General features: G+C 55.9%; 21 protein-coding genes and 1 tRNA gene. 16 read left to right on the top strand and 6 right to left on the bottom strand.

What is annotated here, in order from left to right; all coding sequences use genetic code 11:
• Positions 1 to 14 precede the first annotated feature (14 nt).
• The 3 genes from dprA to MIH19_RS00235 form a co-directional block, all read right to left on the bottom strand.
• Positions 15 to 1,226, bottom strand: coding sequence for a DNA-processing protein DprA (gene dprA, locus MIH19_RS00245; protein ID WP_249006998.1), 1,212 nt, complete (start codon positions 1,224 to 1,226; stop codon positions 15 to 17).
• Positions 1,227 to 1,293: 67 nt separating this feature from the next.
• Positions 1,294 to 2,313 (bottom strand): LysM domain-containing protein, encoded by a 1,020-nt coding sequence (locus MIH19_RS00240; RefSeq protein WP_249006997.1) that lies wholly within the window; start codon positions 2,311 to 2,313, stop codon positions 1,294 to 1,296.
• Positions 2,314 to 2,424: 111 nt separating this feature from the next.
• Entirely contained in the window at positions 2,425 to 2,661 is a 237-nt protein-coding gene (locus tag MIH19_RS00235) for a hypothetical protein (RefSeq protein ID WP_249006996.1), read from the bottom strand.
• A 74-nt stretch (positions 2,662 to 2,735) separates the two neighbouring features.
• Here MIH19_RS00235 and def point away from each other — a divergent pair, with 74 nt between their 5' ends.
• From def to MIH19_RS00175, 12 genes are all read left to right on the top strand, one after another.
• Positions 2,736 to 3,239 (top strand): peptide deformylase, encoded by a 504-nt coding sequence (gene def / locus MIH19_RS00230; protein WP_249006995.1) that lies wholly within the window; start codon positions 2,736 to 2,738, stop codon positions 3,237 to 3,239.
• 166 nt (positions 3,240 to 3,405) lie between these two features.
• Positions 3,406 to 4,353, top strand: coding sequence for a methionyl-tRNA formyltransferase (gene fmt, locus MIH19_RS00225; RefSeq protein WP_249006994.1), 948 nt, complete (start codon positions 3,406 to 3,408; stop codon positions 4,351 to 4,353).
• A 1-nt stretch (position 4,354) separates the two neighbouring features.
• Complete coding sequence (gene rsmB, locus MIH19_RS00220) at positions 4,355 to 5,653, top strand: 16S rRNA (cytosine(967)-C(5))-methyltransferase RsmB (protein WP_249006993.1); 1,299 nt, start codon at positions 4,355 to 4,357, stop codon at positions 5,651 to 5,653.
• Complete coding sequence (gene trkA, locus MIH19_RS00215; protein ID WP_249006992.1) at positions 5,650 to 7,041, top strand: Trk system potassium transporter TrkA; 1,392 nt, start codon at positions 5,650 to 5,652, stop codon at positions 7,039 to 7,041. Before rsmB ends, trkA begins: the two co-directional genes overlap by 4 nt.
• 114 nt (positions 7,042 to 7,155) lie before the next feature.
• Positions 7,156 to 8,223: a glycine--tRNA ligase subunit alpha gene (gene glyQ / locus MIH19_RS00210; RefSeq protein ID WP_249006991.1), complete on the top strand. Its 1,068-nt coding sequence runs from the start codon at positions 7,156 to 7,158 to the stop codon at positions 8,221 to 8,223.
• A gap of 2 nt (positions 8,224 to 8,225) precedes the next feature.
• Complete coding sequence (gene glyS / locus MIH19_RS00205; protein WP_249009071.1) at positions 8,226 to 10,304, top strand: glycine--tRNA ligase subunit beta; 2,079 nt, start codon at positions 8,226 to 8,228, stop codon at positions 10,302 to 10,304.
• A gap of 23 nt (positions 10,305 to 10,327) precedes the next feature.
• Entirely contained in the window at positions 10,328 to 10,888 is a 561-nt protein-coding gene (gene gmhB, locus MIH19_RS00200) for a D-glycero-beta-D-manno-heptose 1,7-bisphosphate 7-phosphatase (RefSeq protein ID WP_249006990.1), read from the top strand.
• Positions 10,889 to 10,923: 35 nt separating this feature from the next.
• Positions 10,924 to 11,000: transfer RNA gene (locus MIH19_RS00195), tRNA-Pro, on the top strand.
• 90 nt (positions 11,001 to 11,090) lie between these two features.
• Positions 11,091 to 11,483: a RidA family protein gene (locus MIH19_RS00190; protein WP_249006989.1), complete on the top strand. Its 393-nt coding sequence runs from the start codon at positions 11,091 to 11,093 to the stop codon at positions 11,481 to 11,483.
• Positions 11,484 to 11,939: 456 nt separating this feature from the next.
• Positions 11,940 to 13,043 (top strand): TRAP transporter substrate-binding protein DctP, encoded by a 1,104-nt coding sequence (gene dctP / locus MIH19_RS00185; protein ID WP_249006988.1) that lies wholly within the window; start codon positions 11,940 to 11,942, stop codon positions 13,041 to 13,043.
• Positions 13,044 to 13,110: 67 nt separating this feature from the next.
• On the top strand, positions 13,111 to 13,611 hold the full coding sequence (locus tag MIH19_RS00180; protein ID WP_249006987.1) for a TRAP transporter small permease subunit: 501 nt from the start codon (positions 13,111 to 13,113) through the stop codon (positions 13,609 to 13,611).
• Positions 13,608 to 14,939 carry a TRAP transporter large permease subunit gene (locus tag MIH19_RS00175; protein ID WP_249006986.1) on the top strand — a complete coding sequence of 444 codons (1,332 nt, stop codon included), beginning with the start codon at positions 13,608 to 13,610 and terminating at the stop codon, positions 14,937 to 14,939. Before MIH19_RS00180 ends, MIH19_RS00175 begins: the two co-directional genes overlap by 4 nt.
• Positions 14,940 to 15,055: 116 nt before the next feature.
• Here MIH19_RS00175 and MIH19_RS00170 read toward each other — a convergent pair whose 3' ends face one another.
• The 3 genes from MIH19_RS00170 to MIH19_RS00160 form a co-directional block, all read right to left on the bottom strand.
• A complete protein-coding gene (locus MIH19_RS00170; RefSeq protein ID WP_249006985.1) occupies positions 15,056 to 15,796 on the bottom strand; it encodes a molybdopterin-binding protein in 741 nt (246 codons plus the stop codon).
• A gap of 76 nt (positions 15,797 to 15,872) precedes the next feature.
• On the bottom strand, positions 15,873 to 16,427 hold the full coding sequence (locus tag MIH19_RS00165) for a gamma-glutamylcyclotransferase (RefSeq protein ID WP_249006984.1): 555 nt from the start codon (positions 16,425 to 16,427) through the stop codon (positions 15,873 to 15,875).
• A 14-nt stretch (positions 16,428 to 16,441) separates the two neighbouring features.
• Positions 16,442 to 17,263 (bottom strand): hypothetical protein, encoded by an 822-nt coding sequence (locus MIH19_RS00160; protein ID WP_249006983.1) that lies wholly within the window; start codon positions 17,261 to 17,263, stop codon positions 16,442 to 16,444.
• A 115-nt stretch (positions 17,264 to 17,378) separates the two neighbouring features.
• On the opposite strand from MIH19_RS00160, the gene hsdR reads away from it, so the two are divergent.
• From hsdR to MIH19_RS00140, 4 genes are all read left to right on the top strand, one after another.
• Entirely contained in the window at positions 17,379 to 20,912 is a 3,534-nt protein-coding gene (gene hsdR, locus MIH19_RS00155) for a type I restriction-modification system endonuclease (protein ID WP_249006982.1), read from the top strand.
• Between the two features lie 147 nt (positions 20,913 to 21,059).
• Positions 21,060 to 22,166 (top strand): protein adenylyltransferase Fic, encoded by a 1,107-nt coding sequence (locus tag MIH19_RS00150; protein ID WP_249006981.1) that lies wholly within the window; start codon positions 21,060 to 21,062, stop codon positions 22,164 to 22,166.
• 102 nt (positions 22,167 to 22,268) lie between these two features.
• Entirely contained in the window at positions 22,269 to 23,453 is a 1,185-nt protein-coding gene (locus MIH19_RS00145) for an ATP-binding protein (RefSeq protein WP_249006980.1), read from the top strand.
• Positions 23,371 to 23,994 (top strand): hypothetical protein, encoded by a 624-nt coding sequence (locus tag MIH19_RS00140; protein ID WP_249006979.1) that lies wholly within the window; start codon positions 23,371 to 23,373, stop codon positions 23,992 to 23,994. Before MIH19_RS00145 ends, MIH19_RS00140 begins: the two co-directional genes overlap by 83 nt.
• Positions 23,995 to 24,061 lie beyond the last annotated feature (67 nt).

Genomic DNA, 24,061 nt, shown 5'->3' with positions numbered 1-24,061 from the left:
TGTTGGCACCGGGTTCAGGCAATACGGACATATCCGCCGGGCGCCGCTGTGGCTAAGCCCTGAAGTTCTAATAAAAGCAGGGACTGCATCAGTTGATCAGCGCTCAGACCGGTACGCGAACCCAGTACATCGGTTGATTGCGAATCATACCCTAAAGCCTCCAGCACGGCGATTTCACGGCTGTCCAGGCCCTCGGTGACAGCATTTTGGACGCTGTTTGTATTTGCCCCCGGTGTGGTCGGCTCACTCCACCAGCCCCCCAGTTCCTGCAGAATGTCGGCCACGCTTTCTACCAGCGTAGCGCCCTGCCGAATCAGCTGGTGACAACCACGGGCTACCGGGCTGTGTACCGACCCCGGTATGGCGAACACGTCGCGGCCCTGCTCTAAAGCCAGCCGGGCGGTAATCAGTGAGCCGCTCTTGAAACCTGCCTCTACCACCAGAACACCCCGGCTCAAGCCGCTGATGATGCGATTACGCTGGGGGAAATGTGCGGGGCGGGCCTGGGTGCCCGGCGGGTACTCGGACACCAGCAGACCATTGGCAATCACCCGCTCCCCCAGACGCTGATGTTGGCGCGGATAGATTTTATCAAGCCCGCTGCCAATCACCGCCAAGGTAGGATGGCCGGCGTCCAGCGCACCGGCGTGGGCAGCACCATCGATACCCAGCGCCAGGCCGCTGCTAACCAACAGATTGCACTCGCCAAGCGCTGCAGCAAAGCCCCGGGCGTGGTCCAGCCCGGCACGAGTGGCGTGGCGGCTGCCAATAATCGCCAGTTGGTCACGGCCGAGCAGGCTGGTGTCGCCACGAATGTACAATAATAAAGGCGGGTTATGAATGTGGCGCAGCGGTAACGGATAGGCCGACGACTGCCAGTGCACAAGGCCAATACCATTCCGCTCACAGGCGTTTTCTATAACTCGTAAGGCCACCAGTGCCGGGTGTGCAGGATCATCACGGCGCCAGGCAGCAAGGGCTTCACAAGCCTCTGCTGGCAGGCCCATAGCTTTATGGCTGGCGCTGTCCATATTCAGCAGATCGGGCAGTTGCGGAACGTGCGCCGCTAACCGGCGCCGCACTCTTAGGCCAAAACCCGGCAGTTGGCTCAGAAACAGCCATTGCCGGGCCCGCTCCGGGCTGTCATCACATATCTGGTCAACAGCGGAGTCAGTCAGGTCGGTGCCGGGCGGCGTATCGAACGAAAACAGGGGTACCTGGGGCACGGGCATCTTCCTTGCGCGCAGAAAAAAGCCGGGCATTCCATGCCCGGCTCGGGTTTTTATCGAGTTATCAAGGGTTGGTTACCTGATCACCCACCGCCAGCGGCCGGCTGGCTTGCAGCATAAGACCGTAGCTCATTTTTTCGTAAGCTTGGAACACCATCAGCAGACCGGCGCGTTCAGACGGCAGCTCAATGGTTTCCCCAGTGACCGGATCGCGCACCAGATTGCCGCTTTGCAGCACGGCCATAACGTTGCCCGGCTCTATGCCTTCCCGCAGGCCCAGATTGATAGCAACAACATCGTACTGGCCAATCTGGTTAACGCCACCATCTACCGCCATCATCTGCCCGCTTACGAGTTTCGCCGGCGCGGTGGGCACAAAGCTGGTAGAAAGGGGCCGGCTGGCATTCACCAGCAAACGGTCACCAATGCGAATTTCCTCGTTGGACTGGCTCAGCAGCAGCGTCAACACATCACCGTTGGTGGCAGTAACCTTGGCGGTGCCAATACTGCGGGCTTCAAGACCCAGAAATTCACCGGTTTTCGGATCGACAAATTCCTTACCACGGCGAAAAACGCCCACCGTGTTCGCAGGCTTCTGGCCGCGAGCGTAAACGCGATCGCCAGCGCCGGTAACAATTCGGCTGTCCTCACCTTCCAGCACGTAAGGCGCAGCCGCTATCTGTTCCGGGGTCACAATGCGGGTATCGGTTAAAAAGCTGGCAATGGCGTCCAGCGGTATGGCCGGGATCGGCGTATCAATGGCTTCGGAGCGCACTTGCGGAGACAGTTTGATCACACCGTCACCGTTGGCCATTTTCATGATTTTTGGCTGGCCATCAATGTACACCAACGCCAAGCGGTCACCGGGATAAATTAAATGAGGGTTGGCTACCTGGGGGTTTACCTGCCAGATTTCTGGCCAGTACCAGGGGTTGTTCAAAAAGCGGGCGGAAATATCCCACAGGGTATCGCCCTTAACAACGGTATAACGTTCGGGATGATCCGACCGCAGCTCCGGTGCTGCTTGGGCCCAAGCGGTAAACAGCAGCGTTGTAGCGGCCAGAGCGTACAGCAGTTTCCTCATCGTTTAAGTCCTTGATCCCGTGCCTTGATGCTTAAATTCGGTCGGCTGGCGCCCGAAGTCCGGCTGGCTTTCGCCCGCTATTTTCAGCTTAATCTGTTGTTATTCCCGTTACTATAGAAGAAGCTCGGTTAATTGCAGTGTTATCTGCTCACCGCCGGGGTCTTTTAACGTTTGCCCACCCGTACAGGCATCTTCCATAGTTTTTCTCAATTGACTGATCAGTTTGTACTCAATCGCCAAATTGTTAGATAATACGGTCATAGAGCCAACACGCAAATGCCCCGGCCGGGTAAGTATGTCCCGCATCATAAACACCTCGGGGTTGAAAAGCGCAGTACAAGGTCGCATTTCAGACATCCTTTGTACGCGAACGAATGTTGGCATTCACTGTCCAAAGCAGGCATTTACAAAAGTAACGCACTATGATTTTAGACATTCTTGAATACCCGGACCCACGTCTGCGAACCCTCGCCAAGCCGGTTATCACCGTAACTGACGAGATTCGAACCCTAATCGACGACATGTTCGAGACCATGTACGATGCGCCCGGCATCGGCCTAGCGGCCAGCCAGGTAAACGTGCACCAGCAGATCATCGTGATGGATCTGTCGGAGGACAACAGCGAACCCAGGGTCTTCATCAACCCTAAAATTGAGATACTCGACGGCGATCTGGAAGCCATGCAGGAAGGCTGCCTGTCGGTACCAGGATTTTATGAAGATGTTGAGCGCATTGAACATTGCTTCATTAAAGCTCTGGATCGCAATGGCGAAGCTTTTGAAATAGAAGCCCGCGGGCTGTTGGCGGTGTGCATCCAGCACGAGATGGATCACCTGAACGGCAAATTGTTTGTGGATTACTTGAGTTCGCTAAAGCGTACACGCATCCGCAAGAAGCTGGAAAAGTTGCAGAAGAAGAGTGCTTAGAGAGCGCTTAAAACGAGTGCCTGAGCCAGCATTTACCAAGGTGGTCTTGGTGCCACAACAGCCATAAAACTGATGACCGGGCCTTTGTGCCCGGTCTTTTCGTATTGAATGGATCAGAGAATCCGACTAAGAATTCGACGAAAAGTCCAACAGAGAGCCAAACACTGTGCGTATTGTTTTTGCCGGAACCCCTGATTTCGCCGCCACTGCCCTGAAAGCCCTACTTGCCGCCAAATACAGCGTGGTGGGCGTGTATAGCCAGCCAGACCGGCCAGCAGGCCGTGGCCGAAAACTGCTCCCGGGGCCGGTGAAACAGGCGGCGCTGAATGCCGGCATCGCGGTTTTTCAACCCGACAACTTCAAAATGGAAGGCGCCCGCCAGCAGCTGGCCGACTTAAAGCCAGACGTGATAATTGTTGCCGCCTACGGCTTGATTTTGCCCGCTTCTGTGCTGTCGATACCGGTTCACGGCTGCTTGAATATTCACGCATCGTTGCTACCGCGCTGGCGCGGCGCGGCGCCCATTCAGCGTGCTATCGCAGCAGGCGACGATGAAAGCGGCATTACTATCATGCAGATGGATGAAGGCCTGGACACAGGCGCTATGCTGTTGAAAGTGTCTACACCCATTCAGCGTGAAGACACCGGCGGCAGCCTACACGACCGGCTGGCGGAACTGGGCGGCGAGGCCATTGTAACCGCGCTGCAATCGCTGGAGCAGGGCACGCTGCAGCCGCAAGCACAACAGAACGAACAAGCCTGTTACGCCCACAAACTGGCGAAGCAGGAAGGCCAGATTGACTGGCACGGCAATGCCCTGAGCATTGAACGGCTCATTCGCGCGTTTAATCCCTGGCCTGGCACCTTTACCGATCTGGGCGACCAACGCATTCGCTTGCACCTGGCCCAGGAACATAAACAGGAACGGAGCGGCGACAAAACCAACCCCGGTACCGTGCTGGCTCGCCAGCGCGAAGGGATTGATATTGCTTGTGGCGAGGGTGGTATTTTAAGAATCAGCCAGGTGCAGTTGCCCGGCGCCCGGGCGCAAAGCGTGAACGACCTGATAAACGGTGGCAAACAGATTCTACTGCCCGGCCAGGAGCTGCAATAACATGCAATCACACGCCCCTATACGTGCCATTGCTGCCGAGGTTCTGCTGTCGGTAGAGCAGGGCCAGTCGTTGTCGCAGTGCTTACCGCCTTCGCTGCTGCGCCTGCCACTGAATCTGCGGCCGCAGCTTCAGGCTTTGTGTTACGGCACCTGCCGCTGGTTTCACCGGCTTGATGACGAGCTTCAGGGGCGCATGAAGAAGCCCTTGAAAAGCCACGACCGGGTGGTGCACCACCTGATGCTGGTAGCGCTGTTCCAGCTGCGTTTCAGCCAGCAGGCCACTTATGCGGTGCTGAACGAGACCGTAGAAGCCTGCCGCGCCATGGACAAACCCCACCTGACCGGCCTGGTGAACGGCGTACTGCGCAGCGCCGAACGTGAAGGGGCCCCGGCGACTGCCAAAGATACAAGCCGTTACAGCCACCCCGGCTGGATGATCGAAAAACTGCGCCACAACTGGCCCGATGACTGGCAGGCCATTGTTGATGCCAACAACACCCAGGCGCCAATGACACTGCGGGTAAATGCGCTGCGTTTCAGCCGCGACGAATATCTGCAACTGCTGCTAGACGCCGGCATTAACGCCAGCGCCACGCGCTTTGCGCCACACGGCATTCAATTGGCACGGCCGGTACCGGTGGACACCCTGCCGTGGTTCGCCGAAGGCGCCGTCAGCGTGCAAGACGAAGCTGCCCAGCTGTGCACTACCCTGCTGGACCTGGCCCCGGGCCAGCGCATTCTGGACGCCTGCGCCGCCCCCGGTGGCAAAACCTGCGCCATACTGGAAAGCTGCCCCCAGGCAGCCGAAGTCGTCGCTGTTGACGAGTCCGCGCAGCGCTTGCCGCGAGTGCAAGAAAATCTCGACCGACTGGATCTGCACGCCAGCCTGCTGCAAGCCGACGCTGCCGATATTGATCAATGGTGGGACGGCCAGCCGTTTGACCGCATATTGCTGGACGTACCCTGCAGCGCCAGCGGCGTGATTCGCCGCCACCCAGACATAAAATTACTACGGCGGGAATCCGACGTAGTTCCGTTGGCGCAAATCCAGCTGGGCCTGTTGGCTGCCATGTGGCGCATACTGCAACCGGGCGGGCGCCTTGTATACGCCACCTGCTCGGTATTTTCACAGGAAAACCACCGCATTGTGCAGCGTTTCTGCAAACAGCAGACCGACGCTGAACTGATTACGATTGAGGCTCTGTGGGGCCGCTCCATGCCCGCCGGGCGCCAATTACTGCCACTGAACGACGGGCACGATGGCTTTTTCTACGCCGTTCTGGAGAAACCTGCACAATGAACATTCTGATTCTTGGGGCCGGACAAGTCGGTGCTTCACTGGCGGAAAACCTCGCCAACGAAGCCAATGACATCACCATAATAGACAGCGATGGCGCGCGCCTGCGCGAATTGCAGGACCGACTCGACATCCGCACGGTGCAGGGCAGGGCCTCGTATCCGTCAGTACTGAAGCAGGCCAACGCCGAAGACGCCGACATGTTGATCGCGGTCACCAACAGCGATGAAACCAACATGGTGGCCTGCCAGATTGCCAGCATCATGTTCAAGACACCGACAAAAATCTGTCGGGTACGAGCCGCCTCCTATCTTGCCTATCAGGAACTGTTTTCCGGCAAAGACAATGAAAACTCCAACGGCTTCCCGATTGACGTATTGATCAGCCCGGAACAGCTGGTTACCCGCCACATTACCCGGCTTATTGAAAATCCCGGCGCCCTGCAGGTGCTGGAGTTCTCCAAAGGCCGCACCAGGCTGGTGGCTATTCGCGCCATCAAAGGCGGGCCGCTGGTGGGCCAGGAACTGGGTTACCTGCGCACCCACATGCCGCGCATTGAAACCCGGGTAGCCGCTATCTTCCGCAAAGACCGCGCCATCATGCCCAAGGGCGATACGGTGATTGAAGACGGCGACGAAGTGTTCTTCATTGCCGACGCCAACCACATCCGCTCGGTGATGAGCGAACTGCAACCGCTGGAAAAACCCTACAAGCGCATTTTCATCTGCGGTGGCGGCAACATCGGCCAGCGCCTGGCGCAAACCCTGGAAAGCCGTTATCAGGTAAAATTGCTGGAGCGCAACCACGAGCGCTGCATCATGCTGTCGGAAAACCTGCGCAAAACCGTGGTACTGGAAGGCAACGCCGCCGACAAAGACATACTGCTGGAAGAAAACATCGAGAACACCGACGTGTTCTGCGCCGTCACCAATGACGATGAAGCCAACATCATGGCTTCCTTGTTGGCCAAACGCCTGGGCGCTCGCAAAGTACTCACCCTGATCAACAACCCGGATTATGTGGATCTGATTCAGGGCGGCGAAATAGACGTTGCCATATCGCCCCAGCAAACCACCATCGGCAGCCTGCTCACCCACGTTCGCCGCGGCGACGTGGTGAACGTGCATTCGCTGCGCCGCGGCGCTGCCGAAGCCATTGAAGCCATTGCCCACGGCGACCACCGCTCATCAAAAGTGGTGGGCCGGCGACTGGACGAAATCAACCTGCCTCAGGGCACGACTATCGGAGCGATTGTGCGCCACAACGAGGTGCTGATCGCCCACGACCACTTGCGCGTGCAGCCAGACGATCACGTTATCCTGTTCCTGGTAGACAAGTCGCGAATCAACGAAGTGGAAAAACTGTTCCAGGTAGGGCTGACCTTTTTCTGATCTGCCTTTAGAAATGCTGGCGTGACCAGCGTATAATGCCCCCGTTTTCAGCGTGCCCATCAGCAGAACAGGGCGCCGGGGCACCACACACAGACCGAACAGCAGGCAACCGTCGTGACAGACAAGGCAACGAACACCCCTAGGCCACACATCAAAACCTTTCAAGGGCTGATCCTGGAGCTACAGACATTCTGGGCAAAGCACGGTTGCGTTATTCTGCAGCCGCTGGATATGGAAGTGGGCGCTGGCACCTTTCACCCCGCCACGTTCTTGCGCGCCATAGGCCCGGAAAGCTGGAACGCCGCCTATGTGCAACCTAGCCGCCGACCTACCGATGGCCGCTACGGCGAAAACCCCAACCGTCTGCAGCACTATTATCAGTTTCAAGTGGTGTTGAAGCCGTCACCAGACAACCTGCAGGAATTCTACCTGGATTCGTTGAGAGCACTAGGGCTGGACCCACTGGTTCACGACATCCGCTTTGTGGAAGACAACTGGGAATCGCCCACCCTGGGCGCCTGGGGTCTAGGCTGGGAAATCTGGCTGAACGGGATGGAAGTTACCCAATTTACCTACTTTCAGCAGGTTGGCGGCCTGGAATGCTACCCGGTCACTGGTGAGCTGACCTACGGCCTTGAACGCATTGCTATGTACCTGCAAGGCGTAGACAGCGTGTACGACCTGGTGTGGACTGAAGGCCCCAACGGCGTTGTGACCTACGGCGACGTGTTCCTGCAGCAAGAGGTGGAAATGTCCACCTACAACTTCGAATACGCCGACACCGAATTCCTGTTCTACAGCTTTGACGTGTACGAGCGCGAAAGTGCCAAGCTTATTGAAGCCGGCTTGCCGCTGCCTGCTTACGAGCAAGTACTGAAAGCCTCCCACACCTTTAATCTGCTGGACGCCCGCCACGCTATTTCCGTAACCGAGCGTCAGCGTTACATCCTGCGGGTACGCACCCTGGCACGGGCCGTGGCTCAGTCGTACTTCGACAGTCGCCGCAAGATCGGCTTCCCACTGGCCAGCGACAGCATTCGTGCGGAAGTATTGGCCGCGGCCGAAGCCGCCGACGCGAAAGCCGCAGGTAAGGTAGAAGGCAAGTCAGACAGCAAAGCCGACGGCAAAGGTAAAAAGCCGAAAAACGCGAAGCAGGCACAGCAGGAAAAAGGTAAGGCATGATGATGGCAACACAGGATTTTCTCGTTGAACTGGGCACCGAAGAACTGCCGCCAAAAGCCCTGAAGCCGCTGTCTGACGCGTTCACCCAAGGCATTGTCAGTGGCCTGCAAGCCGCCGGCATTGAATTTGGCGCGGTAGAACCTTTCGCCGCACCAAGGCGCCTGGCCCTGCGTATTCGCGACCTGGCCCACGCCCAACCCGACAAGCCGGTGGAAAAGCGCGGCCCAGCCGTAAAAGCCGCGTTTGACGACGCCGGCAACCCGACCCGCGCACTGACCGGTTTTGCCACCTCGCTGGGCGTTACCCCCGACGAGCTCGACACCCTGGAAACCGACAAAGGCGCCTGGCTGGTGTTCCGCACTGTAGAGCAGGGCAGGACCACCGCCGAGCTGATGCCAGAGTTGATCGAACAGTCACTGGCCGCGCTGCCGATTCCCAAGCGCATGCGCTGGGGTGCCCACCGCACCGAGTTTGTGCGCCCGGTACACTGGCTGGTTATGCTGTATGGCAGCACGGTGATTGATCACCCGATCATGGGCCTGAAGCCCGGCAACAAAACCCGTGGCCACCGCTTCCACTGCCCGAAATCGTTGATCATCCCTACCCCGGCCGACTACGAAGTAGTACTGCGTCAGGAAGGCTACGTGCTGGCTGATTTTGCCCAGCGTCGGGAGCAGATTCGCAAGGGCGTGAACGCCCTGGCACAGCAACAGAACTGCGTTGCCGTGATTGATGAAGCCCTGCTGGACGAAGTGACCGGTCTGAACGAATGGCCGGTGCCGCTGATGGGGCGCTTTGAAGAGCGCTTCCTGAAAGTGCCTGCTGAAGCGCTTATTTCCTCCATGAAAGAACACCAGAAGTACTTTCATCTGGTGGATGACAACGGCCAGATGCAGCCATTCTTCATCACCGTCGCCAACCTGGAAAGCAAGGACCCGTCACAGGTGATTGCCGGTAACGAAAAGGTGATTCGCCCGCGCCTGTCCGACGCAGCATTTTTCTACGAAACCGACCGCAAAAAGCGCCTGGACCAGCGTATTGACCGGCTCAAGCCCATCGTATTCCAGGATAAACTGGGCAGCGTTTACGACAAATCTGTGCGAGTCGCCGCTTTGGCCGGCAAGATTGCCCAAGCCATTGGCAGCGACCCGGCACTGGCCGAACGTGCCGCCATGCTGGCGAAAACCGATCTGGTCACCGAAATGGTGCTGGAATTTACCGATCTGCAAGGCATCATGGGCCAGTACTACGCCACCAATGACGGCGAACACGCCGACGTGGCCAGCGCTCTGAACGAGCAGTACATGCCGCGCTTTGCCAAAGACAACCTGCCCATCACCCTGACCGGTTGTGCCGTGGCCATCGCCGACCGGCTTGACTCACTGGTCGGCCTGTTTGGCATCAACCAGCCACCGTCTGGCACCCGTGACCCGTTCGCCCTTCGCCGCGCTGCTTTGGGCGTGCTACGGATTATCATCGAGCGGCAGTTGCCTTTAGACCTGCAAACCTGCTGCGACTGGGCTGCGCAACAGTTCACGGACCTGCCCGCCGAAAACCCCGCCACCAGCGTGGTGGATTACATGCTGGAACGCTTCCGCGCCTATTATGACGAGCAGGGCATTAGCGCTGAAGTGTATCTGGCCGTTCATGCTCGCCGGCCCACCCGACCACTGGATTTCGACCGCCGCGTAAAAGCGGTAGAAGCTTTCCGCCAGCTACCTGAGGCCGGAGCGCTGGCCGCCGCCAACAAACGGGTGTCCAACATTCTGGCCAAGCAGAGCGATAGCACAGTGCACGACACAGTCGATGCCAGCCTGCTGCAAGACGCCGCCGAACACGCCCTGGCCGAACAGGTTAACCAGCAGACCGACACCGTGCTGCCGCTGTTCGAGAAGGGTGACTACACAGCTGCTCTGCATTCGCTAGCCGATCTGCACCAACCGGTGGACTGCTTCTTCGACGAAGTGATGGTGATGGCAGACGACGAAGCCGTGCGTAATAATCGTTTGGCACTGCTGAACCGACTGCGCAATCTGTTCCTGCGGGTAGCGGATATTTCCCTGCTACCCAGCGCCAGCTAACAGGATAGAGGTGAAATAGCACTGTGCTCATCATTCTGGACCGGGACGGGGTGATCAACCAGTACGAAGGCGGGTACATCTGCTCGCCGGACGACTGGCACCCCATTCCGGGCAGCATCAAAGCCATTGCCCGCCTGTGCAGCGCAGGGCATCGGATTGCCATTGCCACCAACCAGTCCGGTATTGCCCGCGGCTACTACAACCGCGATGCGCTAGACGCCATGCACCGCAAACTTGGCCGCCTGTTAAGAATTGCCGGCGGCCACATAGACTTCATTGCCTACTGCCCCCACCACCCCGATGAACACTGTGCGTGTCGCAAGCCTGAGCCCGGTCTGCTGCAGCAAATTCAGCGCCACTTCAAGTTAAAAACACTGACCGGCACCGTGATGGTCGGCGATAGCCGAAAAGACCTGGAAGCCGCCGCCCGAACAGGCTGCCAGCCAATTTTGGTGCGCACCGGCAACGGCCTGGACACCGAACAGGAGCTGCAAACCCGGCCACTGCCAGCACCTGCTCAGATGTTCGTTTATAACAATTTGCGCAGCTTTACCGATGCGTTTTTATCCGGAAAAGGCTGGTAAAATAACGGCATATCCGTATAATATTCGCCGTTGATCGGCGTGTGGCGCAGCTTGGTAGCGCACTTCGTTCGGGACGAAGGGGTCGCAGGTTCGAATCCTGCCACGCCGACCATGATTTCAACGACTTAGGGCACATCTTCGGGTGGGCCCTTTTTCGTTTCTGGCTGGGTACACAGCCCCACTATTGCGAGATAAAAATAAAATGACTGCACCCATATTTCATATGATTGAGAAGGCACCAACGCCCGTCGGGCCGTTTTGTCACGCCACCGAAGTAGACGGATGGGTGTTTTTGACCGGGCAGATGCCAACCGACCCTAATGATGCAAACGCAGCGCTTCCTGAAGGCATCGAGGCGCAGACACGCCGTGTCATGGATAACCTTATACTGGTGCTTGAGGGCATGAGTATGGGCCTCTCAGACGTGGCTTCAGTGCGGATTTTTCTGACCGAATTTAAACGCGATTTTTATCCTATGAACGATGTTTACACATCGTATTTTCCAAAAGAGAAATTACCTTCCCGGACCTGCATCGGTGTTACGGCACTGGCGGTGGACGCACTGGTCGAGATAGATGTCATCGCCCGTCGATAACAAATTTTGATTCACGGCCTGATCTGGAACTCAGTATCCTCGCCCGCCTCTCAACCTCGGTTACCGCAAGATCACGTCAGTCCTCGGCGACTGCAGGTTTGGAAGGGATCGCTTTAATTGACATGCCGGCATGCTTGGTCAACAATCATGATTCACTTATATAGGCAAAATTTATATCAATATAAGTGGATTTTTAGATTTGCAACAACGCCAAAGCGTAGCGAATTGCTGCGAATATTAACAAAAGTGAGGCTGAGCAGATGATTTACTCCAGATCGAGCAAAAAAAGTCTTTACTAACAGTTAAATTCTCTCATAAAAACTTCATTAACGTTGAGCATGACGGGGCAGAAGGCTGATTGTAAAAATCTTTTTTGCAGCTTACGTCAACTGCGAAACTCGATTTCCCGACAATCAAAAACAACAATTTCAAAAGCCAAGCACTAGGGAATATGACATGAACAAAAAAATTCAATTTGCCATCGCCAGTCTAACTGCCGGTATCGCTCTTGCATCCATCACCACTACTGCTCAAGCCCAAGAAAAGTGGACCATGACCACCACTTGGCCGGACAACTTGGCGCTGATCGAAATCGATCGCCATTGGGTTGAGCTGGCCAACAAGCTGATCGGTGATGAGTTGGAAATCAACTTCCGTGCCGGCGGCACCTTGATGCCCGGCACCGAAGTGTTTGATGCCACCGAAACCGGCAGCATTGAAGCCTCCGGTGATTGGCCCGGTTATTGGGCAGGCCGCAGCCCCGCCTTCTCGCCGCTCGCCACCACCACCAGCCTGTTCAACGGCGTGGATTATCTGAACTGGATTCAACAATGGGGTGGTTTCGAGCTGTACCAAGAAGTTTACGGCAAGTACAACATGGTTTACCTGCCGTACGGGATCACCAATAACGAGTCTGGTTTCATGGGTCGTACCCCCATCAAAAACCTAGCGGACCTCAAAGGCAAACGCATCCGTCTTTCCGGACGTGACCAGGGGCGCGTTCTGGAGGAGCTCGGCGGCTCACAGGTCACCCTCGCCGGCGGTGAGATTTACCAGGCTATCGAGCGCGGCGTGATCGACGCCGGTGAATTTTCCACGCCGGGCGTCGACTACGCGGCCGGCTTTGCTGAAGTGGCGGAATACTGGGCCACACCCGGCTGGCACCAGTCTGCCAGCGTATTCGGTGTCATGATCAACAAAGATGCCTGGAACGCACTTTCTAAAGAAACCCAAGAGAAGCTGAAGATTGCGGCTGACGCCACTCTGGCCTGGTCACTTTCCTGGTCCGAACGCGGATCCACCGAAGGCACCATCAAGTTCCAGGAAGCCGGTGTCGAAATCAACCAGTTCTCCGAGGAAGACCTGGCACGCATACAGGACATCACCAATGAGGTGATCGTTCGCGGGGCCTGTGAAGATAAGATGCACGCCAAGGTTTACTATTCCATGATCAGCTACATGGAGCATTACGCTAACTGGCGTGATCTTACCGCACCGTTCAACATGAGCCGCACCATCGACAATCTGCCCTCTCTGAAAGAAATCGAAGCCTGCCTTTAAGGCATTCACCGCCGTCTCGATGCCTCGCATCGGGGCGGCTTTTTGGTATTGATTGCGGAGTTTCTCCATGAATGCAATTGCCAATGCGATCGATACGCTCAATGACGTTTTCGGGCGAATCATTGCGCCACTGATTGCGATTATCACACTCATCGTTCTTTATGATATTGGATTGCGCTTTTTCACCGATCGCCCCAGTGATTGGGCTTTCGACATCACCAAGATGCTGTTCGGCGCCCATTTTATGTTAATGGCGGCTTACGGGCTGCGCCATCACGTTCACGTCGAAGTCGACGTGATCAAACGGCTGCTTTCACGCAGGAAGCAGGCAGTGTTAGACGTTATCGGTTATTTGATTTTCTTCACACCTTTTATGTGGATGCTGATAAGCCTAGGCTGGAGCTTCTTTATGCGTTCATTCAGCCGCGGCGAAACCACCTATGGCATGGTATCGATTCCTGTTTACCCCATTAAAGGCGTCATATTCGTTACCGCGGTATTGATCCTGCTGCAGGGTATCGCAATCTTCATTCGGGCCATTCAACAACTGCGGGAGGAGCGGACATGAATTTAAGCCCGGAAATGCTCACCCTGGTTATGTTTGCCGGGTTGATAGTGGGCCTGTTTATGGGCCACCCCCTGGCATTTGTCTTGGGTGGCGTGGCGGTCGTCGGTGCCCTTGTAGGGCCCGGCCTGAATGTGATGGGTACGCTGATCAACAACATCTATGGTAATGCCATGGATAATTACGTGCTGGTGGCAATCCCGTTATTTGTATTGATGGCGAGGTTTTTGAACGACTCGGGAGTCACCGAGAAAATGTTCGATGCCATGCGCCTGTTATTGGCCAATCTGCGTGGCGGCCTGGCATTGACGGTGGTTATAGTTTCTGTGCTATTGGCTGCAACCACCGGCATCGTGGGCGCCTCGATAGCTGTGATGGGCATGATCGCCCTTGTGCCTATGCTCAAGTATGGCTACAACAAGGAACTGAGTGCCGGCGTTATTATGGCCAGCGGCTGCCTGGGCATACTGATCCCGCCCAGCATCATGCTGATCCTGATGGCCAGTTACTCACCGGTGTCGGTAGGGGCTCTATTTGCGGGCGCCTTGGTGCCGGGGTTGATTTTGGGGGTGATGTACGCACTTTACGTCCTGATCATCTGTCACCTCAAGCCCTCGTACGGCCCCAAGGTGCCGGCTGAAGAACGCGCCCAGACTAGCACCGGAGAACTGGTCATAATGCTGTTCAAGTACGTTCTTCCGCCCATGGCGTTGATACTTGGCGTATTAGGGGCATTGTTCACCGGTATCGCAACGGCCACGGAAGCCTCAGCTATCGGCGTATTCATTGCCTTTTTGCTGTTCATGATTTTCGGGGATCGCAAACTCAAGACCTGCTACAACACCCTAATCGATGCCAGCAAGACCACCACTATGGTCATGCTGGTACTGGTAGGAGCCACGGCCTTCACCGGGGTTTTCTCCCGGGGCGGCGGCATGAGCGTAATCAGCGACCTGGTGTTAGCCATGCCCGGCGGCACCACGGGAGCGTTGATTCTGATGCTGTTTTTAGTATTCATTCTAGGCATGTTTCTCGACTGGACCGGCATCGTGTTGCTCAGCTTCCCGATCATGCTGCCCATCGTCGAGGCCATGGGAGTGGATATGCTGTGGTTCGTGGTCATGGTCGCAGTGGTACTGCAAACCTCGTTCTTGACGCCGCCATTCGGCTACGCCTTGTTCTATTTGAAGGGGGTGGCACCGCCGGGAGTGGAAATTGTCGACCTGTACAAAGCGGTAATTCCGTTCGTGGCCTTGATCATATTGGCCTGTGTTCTGCTGGCAATCTTCCCCTGGTTGATTACCGGTTTACCGGCCATCATGTTGGGTTGATCTCTTTTGAATGGGGCTAGCCCCATTCAGGTTGAAAACCACAACGCCCGCCATTCAACATGGCGGGCGTTGTGGTTTTGAGTTCAACGATTTAGGACGCCCCTCCGGCAGCGGTATCAGCCTTCCAGCTCCTGCAATAAAACTCGCAGACGGCTCATCCCGGCGACCACTCGTGCAGGATCGCCCTTCAGGCTCAGCTCTACTTCGCGCCGACCGTCCGCATGGGGCAGGCAAGCCAGGCGCAAATCCGGATACTCCGCCAGCAGTAACTCCATCAATGGAATCAGCGGCCCTTCCGATGTATCGGTCAGCACCAGGGTCTGGCTCACGGTGCGATTGGCCGCCTGATAGTCGATGTAATCATGATCCAGCACCCACTCCACCATCGGCCAGGCCATTCTGGGAAAGCCGGGCACAAAATGATGGCGATGGATGGCGAAACCGGGAATGCCGTTGATCGGATTAGGAATAATTCGGCTGCCGACCGGAAACTCCCCCATGCGCAGGTGCAGTGAATTCAATCGTGAACCCAGCCGTGACCGGATTTCCGCCTCAGCTTCGCGATGCAGCGCAAGGTCTAGCCCCAGGGCCGCGGCCGCGCACTGGCGGGTCAAATCGTCTGGAGTCGCACCAATGCCGCCGAAGCTGAACACCACGTCCGGGCTGGCAAAGGTTTGCGCCAAGGTCTGGGTGATCAACTCACCCTCATCCGCAATGGTGCGCACCCACGACAACTCCAGTCCGCGCTCTTCAAACCGCGTAATCATGGCGGCCAGATGGGCGTCCTGCTTGCGGCCGTTCAACAGCTCGTCACCAATGAGGATGAGACCGAAACGGGGTATGGGTGTGCTATTCATCATTACTCCTATAGGGCGATGACTAACACCGTTGGGTCAAACCGAAGCTCTATGGCTGGTGGGAACGGGAAGCGATTCAGCGCAGGTAGCTCTCAAGCGCGAACACATGGGGGTCATCGTCACCCAGTGCTCGCAACGCGGTGGCCAGGTTCAGAAGATAATCACGATTACGACCGCTGGGGCCTTCAGAGGCCGCGATCTGCCTGGCGATGTCCGCATCGTCAGCAGGGCCGAGGAAAGCGGCGTTATCTTCAGTGGCAATATACACCAAGCCATCTTCGCGAGTGCCATCCGCAAACATCATCGGAGTGGCAAATCGCAGATAGCCATTTTTTTCCCGCACATCCAGGTGCGCAAAAACGTCAGGCGAGACCCGGTAAGCCATACCTTTGCAGCAAACGTTGGGCGCTTCGATCAGGGTGACCACGCGGCCAGGCGCATCAGGCGTACCTCGGTGATCGTGGGACCCCTGCCAGAACCGACGAGCCCAACCTTCAATGGCTGCCGGGCGCTGCTCCAGAAAGGGAAAGTCGACTTTGTAGATAAGCGAGCCATAACCAAACAGCCATACCGACTCTAACCCATCAAAGCAGTATCGCCGGCGGTTATGTTCGGTGGTGTCAAAAGACATAAATGCTGTGTCCTTTACTTTGATGCGGCCATTGCAACTTTTCGTGCGCGTAGCCAGCCCTGCACCCGCATCCAGCCCATCAGCCATAAGGTCGCCACGCCAAAACCAAGAAGTGTGCCCATATTCAGGCCCAGGCTGTCGTAAGTCAGCGAGATGACCAAAGCGTAGCAAAGAAGCGAACCCAGGCCTGCAGGGTAGTGCTTGATCACCGCGGCTACCGTGGCTCGCCCGTGGGTCAGGTGCAGAATTACGAGGAAGGGATACATGGTCACCGGAAAAGCGGCCATAACGCCGGCCCAGGCAGGGGGCAACACATGGGCCAGCCCCGTGATCACAAAAATGATGCCCGCAGCAAGACCAGAACGCAACGCCAGCGCTGGCCATGAGAGGCTACGGCGGGCGCCAACCGCCACATCAGGCACCCGGCGATAAAGGCGAACAAATATCAGAATGGCGACGAAGGTGGTCAATGTGCCGGTGATTCGGTTGAAGTCGATACTGGTCAGTACCAGGCTGGTCAACAGCCAGGCCAGAATACCCAGGGCTGTACCACTGAGAACACCTGCCAGGCCGTCGCGCCTGGCGCCCAGCAGATAGCCCCCGCTCAGTGCCAGGGTAGCCGAGAACCCCGCAAGCGTGTGCACCGCGCTTTCAGTGGCAAAGGCCGGAGAAATCTCAAGGCCGATGAAATACAGGGCGATGGCCGTGCCCAGCGGATAGCCCGCCAGCATCCCGGCCATGCGCGCGCTCACACGCTCAGCCACCAGCGACAGCCCCAGCACAATACCAATCGAAATAACCAACTTGGCCAGCTGCCAGCTCAGCGGAACATCCATTATCTGTACATCCTGTTGACTGATTGAAGCCCGTGATAGTAAATCAAATTGGAACGTCTATCGTTAACTTTGGTAATGTTCTGGCCTCAGGCTATCGCGGAGAAATGCGTTGAACATGGACATAGTCACACAAACAAGCCCTTCGTCAGGCAACTTTGCCTTTCTGGCAGAACACGACGCTTTGTTTGTGGAACTTGCCACAGCCGCCGAACGCGCTTTCTCAAGCGACCCCAACACCACCCTGATAAAACTGCGCCAGCTGGGCGAAGCCCTGGCCCAGCACCTGGCTGCGCTGTCCGGTATCGAGTTTGACCAACAAACCAGCCAGTCTGATTTGCTGTGTCGCCTGCAACGCGAACTTCGTTTAGAACCCCAGATTAAAGAGCTGTTCCATACCCTGCGGGTTGAGGGCAACAAGGCCACCCATCAGTTTCGCACCCGCCACAAAGAAGCAATGGACGGCTTAAAGCTGGCCCGCGAACTGGCCATCTGGTTTCACCGTTCGCTCAGCAAAACCGGCACGGCGTTTAAGCCTGGCCCTTTTGCACCGCCCGCAGATCCCAGCGCGCAACTGCGCCAACTTCATAACAGCATCGAAAAACTCAGCCACGACTTACTGCAGGCCAACACCGAACTGGCCAGCAGCCAGCAGCTTAGCCAACTGGTAGAGCAGGAAAAAGCCGAATACGAAGCGCTAGCGCTGGCGATGGATGAAGAATCCCGCGGCCTGGCGGAACAGGCTCAGGGCCACGAACACGCACTAAAACAGCAGCAACAGACATACGAGCAAAAAATCCACGCCCTGCAGCTGCAACTTGCCAATCAAAGTGAAAACAGCGCCAAACAGCAGCGCCAACACGTGGCCAAGCAAACAAAGGCCGCCAGCGACACCTTGGTGTTAAGCGAAGAACTCACCCGCATCCTAATAGACCAACAACTGAACGAAGCCGGCTGGCAAGCCGACAGCCAGGAGCTCACCCACCAAAAAGGCACGCGCCCGGAACCTGGCGTAAACCGCGCCATCGCCGAATGGCCCACCCGCCATCAAGGCGCCAAGGGCAGGGCCGATTACGTGCTGTTCGCCGGCCTGACGCCGATCGCCGTGGTTGAAGCAAAAAAAGAAAACACCAACGTTGCCGGCAAAATTCGCCAAGCCGAGCGCTACAGCAAAGGCTTTAAAGTAGAACTGCCGCTGATTGGCGCCTGGGCGCTGACCGGCCGCACTGTTGCCTGGCCCAGCGAAGACGACGGCCATTACATAGTGCCTTTTGTTTACTCCTGCAACGGCCGGCCCCATATCCCGCAGCTGGCCGAGCAGTGTGGCACCTGGTTTCGCGATACGCGCCACCCCAGCAACACCCGCCGTGCACTGCCAAAATTTCACACGCCAGGCGGCCTGCTGGATTTATTGGAGCGCGACCGGGAACAGGCCGAACAACAGCTGAAAACCGAGCCCTTCGGCTACCTGAAACTTCGTGGCTACCAGCAGAAAGCCATAATCGCGACAGAAAACGCGCTAAGCCAAGGCGTGCGCTCTGCATTACTGGCCATGGCCACCGGCACCGGAAAAACCCGCACCGTTATTGGCCTGATGTACCGCTTCCTGAAAGCCGAACGCTTCCACCGCATTCTGTTTCTGGTGGACCGCAGCGCCCTGGGCCAGCAAGCCATAGACGCCTTCAACGAAGCACCGCTGGAACAAAACCACACCCTCAGCAAAATCTACAACGTTGCCGAACTGGGCGATATGGCGGCCGAGGCCGAAACCCGCATTCAGGTCGCCACCGTGCAGGCCATGGTGAAGCGCATTTTTATGAGTGACCAGCCGCCGCCCATTGACCAGTTCGACTGCATTATCATCGACGAAGCCCACCGCGGTTACACACTCGATCAGGAAATGACCGAAGGCGAACTGGCCACCCGCGACGCCAGCCAGTACATTTCCAGCTACCGCCGGGTGCTGGACTATTTTGACGCTGTGAAAATCGCGCTTACCGCAACCCCGGCCAAACACACCAGCGACATTTTCGGCAAACCCGTTTACACCTATTCCTACCGCGAAGCCGTGGCCGACGACTGGCTGATAGACCACGAACCACCTATCCGCTACGAAACCCTACTGACCCAGAACGGCATCCACTTTGAAAAAGGCAAACCGGTGGAGGTCATCAACACCCAGACCGGCGAAGTGGACACCACCGAACTGGAAGACGAGTTGAATTTCGAGGTAGCCGCCTTTAACCGCCGAGTGATCAACGAGAACTTCAACCGGGTGATTTGCGAGCAGCTGGTGCAGGAGCTGGACCCCTTCGGCGACGAGAAAACCCTGATTTTCTGCGCCACCGACCTGCACGCCGATATGGTGAAACGCCTGCTGGATGACGCATTCAAAGAGCTCTACAACGGCGATTACCACCAAGCTGCGGTGGCCAAAATCACCGGCAAAAGCGACAAAGTGGATCAGCTAATTCGCCGTTATAAAAACGAACGTTATCCGTCTATCGCCATTACCGTAGACCTGCTGACCACCGGCATAGACGTGCCAACAATCTGCAATCTGGTGTTTATGCGCCGGGTGCGCTCGCGCATCCTGTACGAACAGATGGTGGGCCGCGCCACCCGCCGCTGCGACGACATTGGCAAAACCGTGTTCCGCATTTACGACCCGGTGGACATCTACGCTGCACTGCAAGACGTCAGCACCATGAAGCCCTTGGTGAAAAATCCCGACATTACCCTGGAACAGCTTGCGGATGAGCTGACCGACCCGCAGAAACTGGAAACCGCGATGCATAGCCCTGGCGAGCAAAAAGGCGAAACCCAGGCCGACGTGGTGTTAAGCCAGCTCAGCCAGAAACTGATGCGTGTGCTGCGCAAAGCCGACAAAAAAGCCGAAAACCGCCCGGCTTTGAAACAGAAACTGGACGACCTGCACCAGCTCTGGGGCGTAGAACCCAAATCTTTGCACCAACACCTGAAACAACTCGGCCCGCGCCAGGCCGCGCAGTTTATTAACCAGCACAACGGCCTGCTAAACCAGTTAACCGAAGTGAAAATGCTGGAGGGCAGCGAACACATGCCGGTGCTGTCACACCACGAAGACGAAATCCGCGAGCGCAACCAAACCTACGGCACCCACAAACGCCCCGAAGACTACCTGGACGAGTTCAGCCAGTTCATCAGCAAACAACTCAACCAGTCAGCGGCCCTGTCCGTAATCGTCAACAAACCCCGCGACCTCACCCGTCAGCAGCTGCGCGAAGTAAAACTGCTGCTAGACAACCACGGCTACTCCGAAGCCCACCTGCAAAGCGCCGTGCGCAAACAGACCAACAAAGACATAGCCGCCAGCATTATCGGCCACATCCGCCGTGCCGCCCTGGGCGAGGCGCTGATTCCCTTCGAACAGCGCGTGGCACACGCCATAGACAACATCTACACCCGCCACAGCTGGACCCCCGCCCAGCGCAAATGGCTGGACCGCCTGGCCAAACAACTGGTGCACGAAGTGATCATTGACCGCGACTTCGTCAACAACCGCTTCGCCGAAGACGGCGGCGCCAAACGCATGGACAAAGTACTGGGGGATCAGCTGGACGTGGTGCTGGAGGAGTTGAATGACGCCATGTGGCCGGAGCGCACGGCATAACAGGGCTGTGTTTATATAACATCGACATGTCGGCAATCTGTGTCGATTTCTTGCGCTTTTTTCGACATAGATAATTGCTATGTTTACCGCATAAACATAGACTGCCAAAAACGCATATCTATGTCGAAATTTTCAAGGAATTTGAACATGGTCTGGCGAACGGATCTGCCTAACAATCAGTTACCTCCTCTTCCTCCTGCCGAAGAAGCAACGGAGACTCTCAGTATCTTAAAAGCCTGCATTCCTGCCCGGGCCGCTCTGGCTGAACTTAAACAGGCCGGGGAACTTATTTCGAATCAATCGCTGCTTGTAAATCTGCTGTCACTGCTAGAAGCAAAAGACAGTTCCGAGATCGAGAGCATCGTTACCACCACCGATAAGCTGTTTCAGTATTCCCAGGAAGATCAAGGAGCCGACCCCGCCACAAAAGAGGCACTCCGATACCGAAAAGCACTTTACGAAGGCGTCATACATCTTCAACGGAGGCCCTTGTGCTCAAGCACCACTACTGAAATATGCAGCACCCTGAAAGGTGTAGACATGGATGTTCGCAAAGCACCCGGGACCATTATTGGTGCTCAGGCGACCGGTGAAACCATCTACACTCCTCCCGTTGGAGAGACCGTTATTCGCAACCTGCTCACCAACTGGGAGAACTACCTGCATTCGGACAATGACACGGATCCGCTGGTCAAAATGGCCATCAGCCATTACCAGTTCGAAGCCATTCACCCATTCCACGATGGCAATGGACGAACAGGCCGCATCGTCAATGTGCTGTACCTGATCGAACAGCAGCTACTCACACTGCCCATTCTCTACCTGAGCCGCTACATCGTTCAGCACAAAAACGATTACTATCGCCTGCTGACTCAGGTTACCCGCACCGGAGAATGGCAGGAGTGGATTATCTTCATGCTCAAGGGCGTGGAGCAGGTATCCACTTGGACCTGCGCCAAAATTGCGGCCATGCGACGGCTGATCACCCAAACAGAGGATTACGTCAAACAGCAGTTGCCTAAGCTGTATAGCCACGAATTAGTGCAGACTATTTTCGAACAGCCCTATTGCCGCATCAGCAACCTTGTTGATAAAGGCATTGCCAAACGGCAAACGGCCTCAAATTACCTGAAACAACTCGTTGAAATTGGCGTGTTACAGGAAAAAACGGCTGGCAACGAGAAGCTGTTTCTTAACCCGCGCCTTCTGCAACTGATGGCCAGCGACAGCAACGAACTGCAGCCTTACCACTGAATTCAGCAACGCTGGGAGCATCTTGATGCCACAACGATGCGCGCTTGATATAATCCAATCAAAAGCGCAGAATCAACGAAATTATGTTGAATTCAGGAAAATATGATAAATAATCTGAGTTTCAGGAACTTCTATAGCTTCGCTGATGACACAGTCATAGACTTTGGTTTGGGCAAAAAGCCTACCCCGTCTGGTTATGACATAACGGTTGAAGACGAACGCTATAACAAAGCCATTGCCGTAGTTGGGGCCAACGGTTCCGGCAAAACCCAGTTTCTTAAACCACTGGCATTTCTGCGTTGGTTTGTATCTGAATCTTTTCTCGGGTCAGCCCCGGAGCACACCATCCCTTTCGCGCCGCACCGGTTGCACAGCGATAAAACCAGTTATTTTGAACTGGAATTCAGGCTAAAAGGTATCGATTACCGCTACCAACTGGAGCTGACCCAGAAAGAAGTCCTTTCGGAAGCGCTGTATGAAAAAACCAGCTCCCAGTTCAGCTATCTGTTCAAACGTCAGAAAACAGAGCATGGGTACAATTTCAAGCAGAAAGGTTTTCCTTTTTCAAAGCCCCAGGCTGAAAAGCTGCGCGGTAATGCCTCACTGTTAGCTGCCGCTCATAGTTATGACGTATCCGAAGCACAACCCTTTATTGAATTTTTTAGCTCCATTGAATCGAATGTTATTAGCTCAGGGCGTCGTCCTTTTCAGCATGGCGCCATCATAGAAGCCGCTGAAAAATTTCAGAAAGCGCCCGCGCTGCTCGAACAGATGTCCATTGCCATGAGCAAGTTTGACCTGGGCCTGAACAACGTGGAAATACGAAAGCTGACAGGCCATGATGACAACGGCAATGAGGAGCAGATATTTGTTCCCTTCGGTGTGCACAAAACTAAAAATGGGCAAAGCTTTGAGCTGCCATTCTTCGAAGAGTCCAGTGGGACTCAGTCCGCCTTTGTGTTACTTGGCCCGATACTGAAAACTCTTCAGCATGGCGGAGTTGCCGTAATCGATGAGCTGGATAACGACCTACACCCACACTTGGTTCCACACCTTCTTGAGTGGTTCGAGTTTGAGCACAGCAACCCACATCAGGCACAACTCATTTTCACCTGCCACACGCCTGAAGTGCTGAACCTGCTGCAAAAACATCAGGTATATCTGGTGGAAAAGCGCGATCAGAACAGCGAAGCCTGGCGTCTGGATGACGTGGCTGGACTGCGCGCCGACGACAATCTTTACGCAAAATATATGGCAGGGGCCCTTGGCGCCACCCCGGAGCTTTGACCCCATGGCAAGGAAACGCACACTGCGAAACCGGAATCGCCAAGCCAGCAAAACCACACTGCTGATTGTGGGGGAAGGGCCGGACGATCAAGCCTTTATAAAACACATGGATCAACAGTTTCGGGCTGACAATACTGGCGTAAAACCAACCATAGAAAAGCAATCCGGCGGTTCACCTGGCAACATCATCACCAACGCCGCCAGAAAATATGAGCACCGGTCCTTTGACCTCAGATTCTTTCTGCTGGACTCAGACATTCCGATCAGCCAACAGGATTACGACAAAGCCAGAAAATACGGTTACCGCATTATTCTCTGGGCACCGGTTTGTCTGGAAGGCGCGTTACTGGACGTTTTGGGTGAAAATGTAGACGGAATTGATCTCGCTACGGCATTAAAAAGGAGGCTCCACCCCCTTCTCAACGGACCCCATACGGACTGTAAATCGTATGCTCAACTCTTCCCCAAAACGCTTCTCGAAAAGACATCCAATGAATCGGTAACGTCTGTGAAGACGGCTCTGGTTAACGAACCAAACTGAATAAACACCCCTTACCAAAATAACCAGACACGTTAATTTAACTTCTGATCCAACTTGAAACAGTGAG

The sequence above is a fragment of the Marinobacter sp. M1C genome, from assembly GCF_023314135.1.
Lineage (GTDB): Bacteria > Pseudomonadota > Gammaproteobacteria > Pseudomonadales > Oleiphilaceae > Marinobacter.
This window is presented reverse-complemented; position numbering and strand designations above follow the sequence as displayed.

Coding starts and splice junctions, on each gene's coding strand:
- MIH19_RS00240 (WP_249006997.1), bottom strand. CDS start 2,313: ATGAGGAAACTGCTGTACGCTCTGGCCGCTACAACGCTGCTGTTTACC.
- MIH19_RS00160 (WP_249006983.1), bottom strand. CDS start 17,263: ATGGATGTTCCGCTGAGCTGGCAGCTGGCCAAGTTGGTTATTTCGATT.
- MIH19_RS00140 (WP_249006979.1), top strand. CDS start 23,371: ATGACGTGGCTGGACTGCGCGCCGACGACAATCTTTACGCAAAATATA.
- glyS (WP_249009071.1), top strand. CDS start 8,226: ATGGCAACACAGGATTTTCTCGTTGAACTGGGCACCGAAGAACTGCCG.
- MIH19_RS00190 (WP_249006989.1), top strand. CDS start 11,091: ATGACTGCACCCATATTTCATATGATTGAGAAGGCACCAACGCCCGTC.
- trkA (WP_249006992.1), top strand. CDS start 5,650: ATGAACATTCTGATTCTTGGGGCCGGACAAGTCGGTGCTTCACTGGCG.
- MIH19_RS00175 (WP_249006986.1), top strand. CDS start 13,608: ATGAATTTAAGCCCGGAAATGCTCACCCTGGTTATGTTTGCCGGGTTG.
- def (WP_249006995.1), top strand. CDS start 2,736: ATGATTTTAGACATTCTTGAATACCCGGACCCACGTCTGCGAACCCTC.
- MIH19_RS00150 (WP_249006981.1), top strand. CDS start 21,060: ATGGTCTGGCGAACGGATCTGCCTAACAATCAGTTACCTCCTCTTCCT.
- rsmB (WP_249006993.1), top strand. CDS start 4,355: ATGCAATCACACGCCCCTATACGTGCCATTGCTGCCGAGGTTCTGCTG.
- MIH19_RS00235 (WP_249006996.1), bottom strand. CDS start 2,661: ATGCGACCTTGTACTGCGCTTTTCAACCCCGAGGTGTTTATGATGCGG.
- MIH19_RS00165 (WP_249006984.1), bottom strand. CDS start 16,427: ATGTCTTTTGACACCACCGAACATAACCGCCGGCGATACTGCTTTGAT.
- MIH19_RS00170 (WP_249006985.1), bottom strand. CDS start 15,796: ATGAATAGCACACCCATACCCCGTTTCGGTCTCATCCTCATTGGTGAC.
- hsdR (WP_249006982.1), top strand. CDS start 17,379: ATGGACATAGTCACACAAACAAGCCCTTCGTCAGGCAACTTTGCCTTT.
- dctP (WP_249006988.1), top strand. CDS start 11,940: ATGAACAAAAAAATTCAATTTGCCATCGCCAGTCTAACTGCCGGTATC.
- MIH19_RS00145 (WP_249006980.1), top strand. CDS start 22,269: ATGATAAATAATCTGAGTTTCAGGAACTTCTATAGCTTCGCTGATGAC.
- MIH19_RS00180 (WP_249006987.1), top strand. CDS start 13,111: ATGAATGCAATTGCCAATGCGATCGATACGCTCAATGACGTTTTCGGG.